The sequence below is a fragment of the Klebsiella sp. MISC125 genome, from assembly GCF_051131775.1.
GTDB lineage: Bacteria > Pseudomonadota > Gammaproteobacteria > Enterobacterales > Enterobacteriaceae > Klebsiella.
The window spans coordinates 4668534-4680832 of sequence record NZ_CP180448.1 but is presented as its reverse complement, the minus strand read 5'-3'; the positions used below and the strand labels follow the sequence as shown (position 1 = coordinate 4680832).

Sequence of the window (12299 nt, the reverse complement as noted above, 5' to 3'; positions counted from 1 at the left end):
AGTTAAACTTGCGATCATCATCCTTAACGACGACTTACTGAGAGAGAAGCCTATGTTTGGTGGAAAAGGCGGTCTGGGTAACCTGATGAAGCAGGCCCAGCAGATGCAAGAAAAAATGCAGCAGATGCAGGAAGAAGTGGCCAAGCTGGAAGTGACCGGTGAATCCGGTGCTGGCCTGGTAAAAGTGACCATCAACGGTGCGCACAACTGCCGTCGCGTTGAAATTGACCCAAGCCTGCTGGAAGACGACAAAGACATGCTGGAAGATCTGGTGGCTGCTGCATTCAACGATGCTGCTCGCCGCATTGAAGAGACCCAGAAAGAAAAAATGGCTTCTGTTTCTTCCGGTATGCAACTGCCGCCAGGCTTTAAGATGCCGTTCTGATGCAAACCAGTCCGCTGTTAACTCAGCTGATGGAAGCGCTGCGCTGCCTGCCGGGCGTTGGCCCAAAGTCGGCGCAGCGTATGGCGTTTACCCTGCTGCAGCGTGACCGCAGCGGCGGGATGCGCCTTGCGCAGGCACTGACGCGCGCGATGTCGGAAATCGGCCACTGCGCCGATTGCCGCACCTTCACTGAACAGGAAGTGTGCAACATTTGCAGCAACCCGCGCCGCAAGGAAAATGGTCAGCTCTGCGTGGTGGAGAGTCCAGCGGACATCTACGCTATTGAGCAGACCGGGCAATTTTCTGGTCGTTATTTCGTATTGATGGGCCACCTGTCGCCGCTCGATGGTATCGGGCCGGATGATATCGGGCTCGATCGTCTGGAACAGCGTCTGCGTGACGAATCGATGCAGGAAGTGATCCTCGCGACCAATCCTACGGTCGAGGGGGAAGCCACTGCCAATTATATCGCCGAGCTCTGCGCGCAGTATGACGTAGAAGCGAGCCGTATCGCCCATGGCGTACCGGTTGGCGGCGAACTGGAAATGGTTGATGGCACCACGCTGTCCCACTCCCTCGCCGGACGGCATAAGATTCGTTTTTAACCAAACGGAGGCGCTTTTCGGGGCCTCCGCTTGAAAATTCTCTCCTCTGTCCCCATCTCACACTCAACGGTTTTTTTACCATTAACAATGGCATTGTTGAGGTTGATTTAGATGAAAGGACAAGAAACTCGTGGTTTTCAGTCAGAGGTAAAACAGCTTCTGCACCTGATGATCCATTCTCTTTATTCCAATAAAGAAATTTTCCTGCGTGAACTGATTTCCAACGCCTCCGATGCGGCCGATAAGCTGCGCTTTCGCGCGCTGTCGCAGCCGGATCTGTATGAAGGCGACGGCGAGCTGCGCGTGCGTGTTTCATTTGATAAAGACAACCGCACCCTGACCATCGCCGATAACGGAATCGGTATGAACCGTGATGAAGTTATCGATCACCTGGGGACGATTGCGAAATCCGGAACCAAATCATTCCTTGAATCAATGGGCTCCGATCAGGCGAAAGACAGTCAGCTGATCGGCCAGTTCGGCGTAGGCTTCTATTCGGCGTTTATTGTCGCTGACAAAGTCACCGTGCGTACCCGCGCGGCGGGCGATAGCGCCGAAAACGGCGTATTCTGGGAATCTGCTGGTGAAGGCGATTATACGGTTGCCGACATCACTAAAGCCGATCGCGGAACGGAGATCACGCTGCACCTGCGCGAAGGTGAGGACGATTTCCTCAACGACTGGCGCGTGCGTTCGATCATCAGCAAATACTCCGATCATATTGCGCTGCCGGTTGAGATTGAAAAGCAGGAAGAGGTTGATGGCGAAACCGTTATCTCCTGGGAGAAAATTAACAAAGCTCAGGCGCTGTGGACCCGCAATAAGTCGGAAATTAAAGACGACGAATACAACGAATTCTATAAGCACATTGCTCATGACTACAGCGATCCGTTGACCTGGAGCCACAACCGCGTAGAAGGTAAGCAGGAGTACACCAGCCTGCTGTATATCCCGTCGCAGGCGCCCTGGGATATGTGGAATCGCGATCACAAACATGGTTTGAAACTGTACGTGCAGCGCGTCTTCATTATGGATGACGCCGAGCAGTTTATGCCGAATTACCTGCGCTTTGTGCGCGGCCTTGTGGATTCCAGCGATCTGCCGCTGAACGTATCGCGTGAAATCCTCCAGGATAGCAGCGTAACCCGCAACCTGCGCACTGCGTTGAGTAAGCGCGCGCTGCAGATGCTGGAAAAACTGGCGAAAGACGACGCGGAGAAATATCAGACCTTCTGGCAGCAGTTTGGCCTGGCGCTGAAAGAAGGCCCGGCGGAAGACAACGCCAACCTGCAGACTATCGCCAAACTTCTGCGCTTCGCCAGCACGCATACCGATTCCGCTGCGCAGACCGTGTCGCTGGAAGAGTACGTATCGCGCATGAAAGAAGGGCAGGAGAAGATTTATTACATCACTGCCGACAGCTACGCCGCTGCGAAGAGCAGCCCGCATCTGGAGCTGCTGCGTAAGAAAGGCATCGAAGTTCTGCTGCTTTCCGATCGCATCGATGAGTGGATGATGAGCTATCTGACCGAGTTCGACGGTAAGCCGTTCCAGTCGGTCGCGAAAGCTGATGAGTCGCTGGATAAGCTGACGGATGAAGTGGATGAAACCACCAAAGAAGCCGAGAAGGCGCTGGAGCCGTTCGTTGAGCGAGCGAAAACCCTGTTGGGCGATCGAGTGAAAGAAGTCCGTCTGACCCATCGTCTGACCGATACACCCGCTATCGTTACGACTGATGCAGATGAAATGAGTACCCAGATGGCAAAACTGTTTGCCGCTGCGGGCCAGGCTGCGCCGGAAGTGAAATATATCTTTGAACTGAACCCGGTCCACCCGCTGGTGAAACGCGCGGCCGATACTCAGGACGATGCGCAGTTCAGCGAGTGGGTTGAGCTGCTGCTCGATCAGGCGCTGCTGGCCGAGCGCGGGACGCTGGAAGATCCTAACCAGTTTATCCGCCGTATGAACCAGCTGCTGGCGTCGTAATCTTTACCCTCACCCTAACCCTCTCCCTGAAGGGAGAGGGGACTGGCCCGGCGCTGGCTTGCTGGCACTGAGCTGATTTTCGCCCTCTCCCTGTGGGAGAGGGCCGGGGTGAGGGCATCCAACCGCACTCTACGTAAAATATCTCACCATTAACCGTTTCAGCCGCCCCACCTTCCTTGAGCCATCCGCGTTCTGGTGGTATGGTTTAGCGCTTTTTGAAGAATTGAATCAACTTTTGAGGGGATTTTCGTAATGCGTATTATTCTGCTTGGCGCTCCGGGCGCGGGTAAAGGAACTCAGGCTCAGTTCATCATGGAGAAATACGGTATTCCGCAAATCTCCACCGGCGACATGCTGCGTGCCGCGGTGAAATCTGGCTCCGAGCTGGGCAAACAAGCAAAAGACATCATGGATGCCGGTAAGCTGGTGACCGACGAACTGGTTATCGCCCTGGTCAAAGAGCGTATTACTCAGGAAGATTGCCGTAACGGCTTCCTGCTGGATGGCTTCCCGCGCACTATTCCGCAGGCTGACGCCATGAAAGAAGCAGGCATCGCCGTTGATTACGTTCTGGAATTTGACGTTCCCGACGAGCTAATCGTTGACCGTATTATCGGTCGCCGCGTCCACGCCGCTTCCGGCCGCGTTTACCACATCAAATTTAATCCGCCGAAAGTTGAAGGCAAAGACGACGTGACCGGCGAAGAGCTGACCACCCGTAAAGACGATCAGGAAGAGACCGTGCGTAAGCGTCTGGTTGAGTATCATCAGATGACGGCTCCGCTGATCGGCTACTATCAGAAAGAAGCCGAAGCGGGCAACACCCAATACGCGAAAGTCGACGGCACCAAAGCGGTGGCTGACGTTCGCGTAGAACTGGAAAAAATCCTCGGTTAATCCAGTCCGTTCTCATCCTGCAACTGCGGGATGAGAACTCCTCTCATATTACCTTTTTCTATGATTGGTTCCGTTTAGCGCCATTTCAGCTACAATTGTCAGCGATTCAAATGGTTAAGAGGCGGTAATGCATCAGACGAAAACAGGTATCTTATTAGCCAATTTAGGCACCCCCGATGCGCCCACGCCCGATGCGGTGAAGCGCTATCTGCGACAATTTCTTAGCGACAAGCGGGTGGTGGATACCTCTCGTCTGTTGTGGTGGCCGCTGCTGCGCGGTGTGATACTGCCTCTGCGCGCGCCCCGAGTTGCCAAACTCTATCAGTCTATCTGGATGGAAGAAGGGTCGCCGCTGATGGTCTACAGTCGTCGTCAGCAGCAGGCGCTGGCAGAACGCCTTCCGGATACCCCCGTTGCGCTGGGGATGAGCTATGGCTCGCCGTCGCTGGAAAGCGCAGTGGATGAACTCATGGAGCAGGGCGTTGACCATATTGTGGTGCTCCCGCTCTATCCGCAGTACTCCTGCTCCACCGTGGCGGCCGTGTGGGATGAACTGGCGCGAATTCTTGCTAAAAAGCGGTTGATTCCAGGCGTCTCTTTTATTCGCGATTATGCCGACGATGTGGATTATATCCACGCGCTGGCCGCCAGCGTTCGCGCTTCGTTTGCAGTGCATGGCGAACCGGATTTACTCCTGCTCTCCTATCATGGAATACCGCAGCGTTATGCCCATGAAGGGGATAGCTATCCGCAACGCTGTCGCGACACGACACGTGAGCTGGTTTCGGCTCTGGGGCTCCCTCCGGACCGCGTGATGATGACTTTTCAGTCGCGTTTTGGCCGCGAACCCTGGCTGACACCCTACACCGATGAAACGTTGAAAATGCTTGGTGAGAAGGGCGTGAAGCATGTTCAGGTTATCTGCCCGGGCTTTTCCGCTGATTGTCTGGAAACGCTGGAAGAGATAGCGGTACAGAACCGGGAATTTTTCCTTGAAGCCGGTGGGCAGCAATATGAATATATTCCTGCACTTAACGCGGACTCTGCGCATATCGAAATGATGGTTAACCTGACAGCAACCTATCGCTGATCGCGCCTGTCGCGGGGAGTATGCTACTATTTCCCGCTTGTTCACTGTCCATAAACCATCACTATGAAATTTCCCGGTAAACGCAAGTCTAAACACTACTTTCCCGTCAACGCTCGCGATCCGCTGCTGCAACAAATTCAGCCAGAAAATGAGTCTAACGTCGCCTGGGTGGTTGGTATCGATCAAACGCTGGTGGATATCGAGGCGAAAGTGGATGAGTCGTTTATCGTACGCTACGGTCTGAGCGCCGGTCATTCGCTGGTGATTGAAGATGATGTTGCTGAGGCGCTGTATCAGGAGCTGGTACGCAATGACCTGATCACCCATCAGTTTGCCGGCGGCACCATTGGTAACACCATGCACAACTACTCGGTGCTGGCGGATGATCGCTCGGTTTTGCTTGGCGTCATGTGCAGCAATATAGAAATTGGTGGCTACGCCTATCGCTATTTATGTAATACCTCCAGCCGAACCGATTTGAACTACCTGCAAGGCGTAGAGGGCGCGATTGGCCGCTGCTTTACGCTGATTAGCGATTCCGGCGAGCGAACCTTTGCGATTAGTCCCGGCCATATGAATAAGCTGCGTCCGGAAAGTATCCCGGAAGCCGTTATTGCCGGAGCATCCGCGCTGGTACTGACCTCCTATCTCGTGCGCTGCAAACCGGGCGAGCCGATGCCGGACGCTACGATGAAAGCCATCGAATATGCGAAAAAGCATGACGTGCCGGTGGTCCTGACGCTAGGTACTAAATATGTGATTGTCGATAACCCAGAGTGGTGGCAGCAGTTCCTGAAAGAACACGTTTCGATTCTGGCGATGAACGAAGAGGAAGCGCAAGCGCTGACGGGGATCTCTGATCCGCTATTGGCTTCGGATAAGGCGCTGGAGTGGGTTGACCTGGTGCTGTGTACCGCCGGTCCTGCCGGGCTCTATATGGCGAGCTTTACCGAGGATGAGGCTAAGCGCAAAACTCAGCATCCACTACTGCCTGGGGCCATTGCTGAGTTCAACCAGTATGAATTCAGCCGCGCGATGCGCCACCAGGATTGCGAAAAACCGCTGCGTATTTTCTCGCACATCGCCCCGTATATGGGCGGACCGGAGAAGATCATGAATACCAACGGCGCAGGCGACGGCGCGCTGGCGGCACTGCTGCACGATATTACCGCCAATAACTATCACCGTAATAACGTGCCGAACTCCAGTAAGCACAAGTGCAAGTGGCTGACCTATTCATCGCTGGCCCAGGTATGCAAATACGCTAACCGTGTGAGTTATCAGGTGCTGAATCAGCACTCGCCGCGCCTGACCCGCGGCCTGCCGGAGCGTGAAGATAGCCTGGAAGAGGCCTACTGGGAGCGTTAATTTACGCCAGGCGACACAGAAAAAAGACGATGAAAAATAAGCCCCGATAAAGCTCTGCTCACCGGGGCTAAAACTATTAACCAGTAACCAGTTCACCTGCTGGCGGTGTTTCCAGCAGTTTTATCATCGCGCGGGCAATTTCACGCTCGCCCATCACCACCTGATTCGCGCCGCGTTCAATAATGTATTCCACTTCATCGTCATAGTGGGCGCGGGCGATGATCTCGATATTTGGGCACTTCTCGCGTGCCGAAGCCACGATTTCCCCGGCTTCATAGCCGTTAGGTATGGTCAGCAGCAGCCAGCGGGCGCAGTCCAGATGCGCCAGATTCATAATTTCTTCATTGGCAGCGTTGCCCAAAACCGCGCGAATGCCGCGTGCGCGCAGTTCGTCTACGCGAGTGCGTGAGGTTTCGATAACCACCAACGGCATCCCCTGGGCCATCAGTTTTTCGCCAAGCAGGCTGCCAACGCGACCAAAACCGACCAGCAGCGCATGGTTGCAAATATCGACCGGGATCTGTTTCTCTTCTTCCAGAACTTCTTCCAGCGTCTGCTCGTCCAGCGTTTCGGTTTTATCGAGGTATTTTTCCAGCAGAGTAAACAGAATCGGGTTGAGCATAATCGAGATTATCGCCCCGGCAAGCACCAGATTCTGTCCGGCCTGCGGTAGCAGATTCAGCGCCATGCCCAGCCCGGCGAGAATAAAGGCGAACTCCCCGATTTGCGCGAGGCTGGCGGCGATAGTCAGGGCGGTTCGCGGCGAGTGACCGAACATCCGCACCAGGAAGAAGGCCGCGGCCGATTTACCAAAGATAATAATAGCCAGCGTCGCCAGTACCGCCAGCGGCTGCTCTACCAGGATCATTGGGTCAAAGAGCATGCCGACAGAGACAAAGAACAGCACGGCGAACGCATCACGCAGCGGTAGCGTATCGTGGGCCGCGCGGTGGCTGAGCTCGGATTCGTTGAGTACCATCCCGGCGAAGAAGGCGCCCAGGGCGAAGGAGACGTCAAACAGTTCGACCGCACCGAAGGCAATGCCAAGCGCCAGCGCCAGCACTGACAGCGTAAACAGCTCGCGTGAGCCGGTCGCTGCGCTTCGCGACATAATCCACGGCACCAGGCGGCGGCCTACCAGCATCATAATTGCGATAAAGGCGACGACTTTCCCAATGGTGATACCCATATCGACAGCCAGAGAAGCCAGGCCAACGTCGCCTTTCTCCGTCATACCTGCGACGGCCGGTAGCAGGACCAGCGTCAGCACCATCACCAGATCTTCAACAATCAGCCAGCCGATGGCGATTTGCCCCCGCTGGCTATCAATAAGCTGTCGTTCTTCCAACGCGCGCAGCAGCACCACGGTACTGGCGGTAGAAAGACACAAACCGAAGACGATGCCGGTCATCAGCGACCAGCCAAGCATTGCCGAGAGCGCCATACCCAGCAGCGTCGCCACAGCTATCTGGGCGATGGCGCCGGGAATGGCGATGGCCTTTACCGCCATCAAATCTTTTAAGGAGAAGTGCAGACCCACGCCGAACATCAGCAGGATCACGCCAAGCTCGGCCAGTTCAGGCGCCAACTTGGTATCAGCAACGAAGCCAGGGGTAAAAGGTCCGGCCAGCACGCCCGCTAATAAATATCCCACCAGAGGAGAAATACGTAGCTTATTGGCAATCATGCCGAGAATAAAGGCGAGCACAAGGCCGCCGACAATGGTGGTGATTAGCGGTGTTGCGTGGTGCATTCCGTCTCCTTGCAGTGGTGAGCTGATCCATTTTCGGCATAAAAACCAAAAAACCGAGTAATAGTTTATGACAGTTTCAGCGGTTTTGTTTATGAATAATTGTTGAATTTTGCAGAAAAATGGAATTAATCCGCAAAAAAGCACAGACAGCAAAATGGCAGAAGATAATGCGGGGTGATGCTGATGGGGTAAGGGGTTGCGGCAGCCAAAGATTCACTTTGGCTGCCGGATATTCACGATTTTTGGTGGTTATTAGGAAGAAATATCGTCAGGATGCCGAGAAGAGGCAGGAAAGCACAGATTTTATAGACCAGGTCGATACTGGTATGGTCAGCTAACAGCCCCAGTACCGCGGCTCCGAGTCCGCCCATGCCAAAGGCAAAACCGAAGAACAGACCAGAAACCATGCCAATACGGCCCGGTAGTAGCTCCTGTGCGTAGACCAAAATGGCGGAAAAGGCCGATGCGAGGATAAAACCAATGATCACCGTCAAAATACCGGTCCATTCCAATGTGGCGTAGGGTAAAACAAGGGTAAACGGTGCGACGCCAAGGATAGAGCCCCAAATAACATATTTTCGCCCAATTTTATCGCCCAAAGGCCCGCCAATTACCGTCCCGGCGGCTACAGCAAAAAGGAAGGCGAACAGGTGAAACTGGGCGTTTTGCACCGATAATCCGAATTTTTGCATCAGATAAAAGGTGTAATAGCTGCTAATGCTCGCCATATAGAAGTATTTCGAGAAAATCAGCATTAACAGGATGCTAACTGCAAGAATCACTTTGTTTTTCGGCAACGGATTAACAATTACCGGTTTTGGTTTACCTTTGTTCATACGATGCTGGGCGGAATACCAGCGGCTAATTTGCGCCAGCACCACGATGGCCAGCAGCGCAGCCAGTACAAACCAGCCAACATTACCTTTGCCATACGGGGCAATAATGAGAGCGGCGAGTAACGGCCCTAACGAGCTACCAAAATTACCGCCAACCTGGAATATTGACTGCGCCAGGCCATGGCGTCCGCCCGAGGCCATTCGCGCAACGCGAGAAGATTCCGGGTGAAACACCGACGAGCCGGTACCCACTAGCGCAGCGGCCAACAGAACCATTCCGAAGCTTCCGGAGATCGCCAGCAGCACCAGACCGCAAAGCGTAAAGCACATGCCAATGGGCAGCGACCACGGCATCGGGTGTTTGTCGGTCAGATAGCCAACCACCGGCTGCAAAAGTGACGATGCCAGCTGGAAGGTGAGGGTGATCATCCCAATCTGTACGAAGGACAGGGAAAACTCGGCCTGTAGCAGCGGGTAGATAGCCAGGATGAGCGACTGGATCATATCGTTTAGCAAATGAGAGAGGCTGATGGCCCCCAGAATGCGAAACGAGGTGCGTGCTTTTTGCGGCGCAGCAGCGGGGCCGGATAAGGGTTGTGCGGTCTGATTCATTGCCATAGGTTCACTTAAGTGTTTTTTATAGAGGATGCAGGTGGAATTATTATCTGCCTAACATACCTGCCCCTAAGGTTTGAATAAAGTCTCATTTCTGAAAACAAAGTTGTCTAATTCACCAACTCGCTATACTTTCGGCACTTGTTACTTTGTCAGGGAGAGAAATATGCAATTGATCAAACGGGGCGTTGCGCTGGCATTATTCACCGCGCTATCGCTGGGAAGCCTGTCAGCACAGGCTTATGAGCAGGATAAAACCTACAAAATTACCATCCTGCATACTAACGATCATCATGGTCACTTCTGGCGTAGCGATTACGGCGAATATGGGCTGTCGGCACAAAAAACGCTGGTGGACGGTATTCGTAAAGAGGTGGCAGCAGAGGGCGGCAGCGTGTTGTTGCTCTCCGGCGGCGATATTAATACCGGCGTGCCTGAGTCTGATTTACAGGATGCGGAGCCCGATTTTCGCGGTATGAACCTGGTTGGCTACGATGCGATGGCGGTGGGTAACCATGAGTTTGATAATCCGCTTAGCGTTCTGCGTCAGCAGGAAAAATGGGCGAAGTTTCCGTTCCTCTCCGCCAATATTTACCAGAAAAGCACTGGTGAGCGTCTGTTTAAACCGTGGGCGCTGTTTAAACGCGGCGGGCTGAACATTGCGGTCATCGGCCTGACGACCGACGATACGGCGAAAATTGGTAATCCTGAGTATTTTACGGATATCGAATTCCGCAAACCGGCGGAAGAAGCCAAGCTGGTGATTCAAGAACTTCAGCAGAATGAAAAGCCGGATGTCATTCTGGCAACCACTCATATGGGCCATTATGACAACGGCGACCATGGTTCCAATGCACCAGGCGATGTAGAGATGGCGCGCAGCCTGCCCGCAGGCTCGCTGGCAATGATCGTCGGCGGCCACTCTCAGGATCCGGTATGTATGGCGTCTGAGAATAAAAAACAGGTGGATTATGTGCCGGGCAGCCCGTGCGCGCCGGACAAACAGAACGGTATCTGGATAGTCCAGGCCCACGAGTGGGGTAAATATGTTGGTCGTGCTGACTTTGAATTCCGCAATGGTGAAATGAAACTGGTGCACTATCAGCTGATCCCGGTCAACCTGAAGAAAAAGGTCACCTACGATAACGGTGAGAGCGAGCGCGTGCTCTATACGCCGCAAATCGCCGAAAACCCACAGATGCTTTCCCTGTTGACGCCGTTCCAGAATAAAGGCAAAGCGCAGCTGCAGGTGAAAATTGGCAGCGTGAACGGGCATCTGGAGGGCGATCGCAGCAAAGTTCGTTTCGTGCAAACCAATATGGGTCGTCTGCTGCTGGCAGCGCAAATGGCGCGTAGTAATGCCGACTTTGCGGTGATGAGCGGCGGCGGGGTGCGTGATTCGATTGAAGCGGGCGATATCACCTATAAAGACGTGATGAAGGTGCAACCCTTTGGCAACGTGCTGGTGTATGTCGATATGAGCGGCAAGGAAGTGGCGGAATATCTGACCGCCGTAGCGCAGATGAAACCCGATTCCGGTGCCTATCCGCAGTTTGCTAACGTTGGTTTTGTGGCTAAAGACGGCAAGCTTAACGATTTGACTATCAAGGGCGAGCCGGTAGACCCAGCGAAAACCTACCGTATGGCAACCCTGAGCTTTAACGCTACCGGCGGCGATGGTTATCCGCACATCGATACTAAACCGGGCTATGTCAATACCGGTTTTATCGACGCCGAAGTGCTGAAGGAGTACATCCAGAAAAACTCTCCGCTGGACATTGAAGCATTTGAGCCGAAAGGCGAGGTGAGCTGGCAGTAACGTCTGAAACTCCCCGGTGGCGCTTACGCTTACCGGGGCTACTAGCTCGCAGACAACTGTGAACCGTAGGCCGGGCAAGGCGTTAGCCGCCGCCCGGCAACGCCATAGATCGCGCTTTTCCTGCAATCCACATCTAAATATCTTTTTTGCCAAGAAGCCTCATCAGGCTAAACCGGCGTATTACTTTACGCTGCGCCGATTTAAAATGTGCAATATCAACGTTGCTTCTGTCTGAAGCGGCGATACCAACATAGCCTGGAATTGAGGCTGCTATTTTTTCAAACTTACCGAACTCCAGCATTGTTTGATTTATTATTACGCCGTCATGGAAGTCCTCGTAGATTGCCACGGGCAAAGGCTGATACTGGTTTGTTGATTTTATGAAGTGTGAGAAAAAGTATGGATCCAGATCGCCAAAATCTAAACCGTAAATAAGCGGAACTTCTATACTTTGTCCGGTAACCTGGTTTTCGAACCCACAATGATATCCATGTAGAAAGTATCGCCAGTCATCCATTTTGCCGGTTTGCTTGCGCCCGGCTTTAAAGGCATTAAAGGTTAATAGCGGATAGTTTTCTGCAATATTAACGTTCAGCTTGTGGGCTAGGGCGTAAATGAGTTCGGTCGCCAGCTTACGGTAGTCTTTGGCGCAGCTTTCAAAAAAATCCTGATATGGGGCGATTTCTTCCGCTGAGATGAGTCTGGCAATGTTGATTTCCGGATCCTGGGTATGGATGCCGACTAAAAAATCTTCCAACTGCTCTTTTAGCTGCTTGCCCACAGCTTCTCTTTGCTCTGTTACCGAGCCTTCAAACAGCAGGCGTAACTTCTTTGTCCTAGGTATTTTTCTCAGCAGATCAATGGGAGGGATATCTCCAGCGTCCCGAATCAATAATGTTTCTCTTGTTCTTTTCATGTATATACATCCATGTACAGTAAGTTGTG

General features: G+C 53.3%; 10 protein-coding genes. 7 read left to right on the top strand and 3 right to left on the bottom strand.

Features of this window, described 5'->3' with window-relative positions:
- The first annotated feature begins 52 nt into the window (after positions 1-52).
- The 6 genes from ACMYSL_RS21970 to ACMYSL_RS21945 all read left to right on the top strand — a co-directional run bounded on the left by ACMYSL_RS21970 (position 53) and on the right by ACMYSL_RS21945 (position 6331).
- On the top strand, positions 53-385 hold the full coding sequence (locus tag ACMYSL_RS21970) for a YbaB/EbfC family nucleoid-associated protein (RefSeq protein WP_110273692.1): 333 nt from the start codon (positions 53-55) through the stop codon (positions 383-385).
- Positions 385-990, top strand: coding sequence for a recombination mediator RecR (gene recR, locus ACMYSL_RS21965; protein ID WP_110273691.1), 606 nt, complete (start codon positions 385-387; stop codon positions 988-990). The genes ACMYSL_RS21970 and recR overlap by 1 nt, the downstream gene beginning before the upstream one ends.
- Before the next feature lie 111 nt (positions 991-1101).
- Positions 1102-2976: a molecular chaperone HtpG gene (htpG, locus tag ACMYSL_RS21960; RefSeq protein ID WP_434659945.1), complete on the top strand. Its 1875-nt coding sequence runs from the start codon at positions 1102-1104 to the stop codon at positions 2974-2976.
- A gap of 252 nt (positions 2977-3228) precedes the next feature.
- The gene (adk, locus tag ACMYSL_RS21955) at positions 3229-3873 is read left to right on the top strand and encodes an adenylate kinase (protein ID WP_009653605.1); all 645 of its coding nucleotides are present in this window, start codon (positions 3229-3231) and stop codon (positions 3871-3873) included.
- A 127-nt stretch (positions 3874-4000) separates the two neighbouring features.
- Positions 4001-4963, top strand: coding sequence for a ferrochelatase (hemH, locus tag ACMYSL_RS21950; RefSeq protein WP_304256656.1), 963 nt, complete (start codon positions 4001-4003; stop codon positions 4961-4963).
- A 63-nt stretch (positions 4964-5026) separates the two neighbouring features.
- Positions 5027-6331, top strand: a complete 1305-nt coding sequence (locus ACMYSL_RS21945; protein WP_182236832.1) for an inosine/guanosine kinase — start codon at positions 5027-5029, stop codon at positions 6329-6331.
- 76 nt (positions 6332-6407) lie between these two features.
- On the opposite strand, the gene ybaL is transcribed toward ACMYSL_RS21945, so the two are convergent.
- On the bottom strand, positions 6408-8084 hold the full coding sequence (gene ybaL, locus ACMYSL_RS21940; RefSeq protein ID WP_181483272.1) for a YbaL family putative K(+) efflux transporter: 1677 nt from the start codon (positions 8082-8084) through the stop codon (positions 6408-6410).
- A 233-nt stretch (positions 8085-8317) separates the two neighbouring features.
- A complete protein-coding gene (locus ACMYSL_RS21935; RefSeq protein WP_181483271.1) occupies positions 8318-9538 on the bottom strand; it encodes an MFS transporter in 1221 nt (406 codons plus the stop codon).
- Between the two features lie 163 nt (positions 9539-9701).
- On the opposite strand from ACMYSL_RS21935, the gene ushA reads away from it, so the two are divergent.
- Positions 9702-11354 (top strand): bifunctional UDP-sugar hydrolase/5'-nucleotidase UshA, encoded by a 1653-nt coding sequence (ushA, locus tag ACMYSL_RS21930; RefSeq protein ID WP_434659944.1) that lies wholly within the window; start codon positions 9702-9704, stop codon positions 11352-11354.
- A gap of 133 nt (positions 11355-11487) precedes the next feature.
- On the opposite strand, the gene ACMYSL_RS21925 is transcribed toward ushA, so the two are convergent.
- Entirely contained in the window at positions 11488-12270 is a 783-nt protein-coding gene (locus ACMYSL_RS21925; protein ID WP_434659943.1) for a DUF6896 domain-containing protein, read from the bottom strand.
- Positions 12271-12299 lie beyond the last annotated feature (29 nt).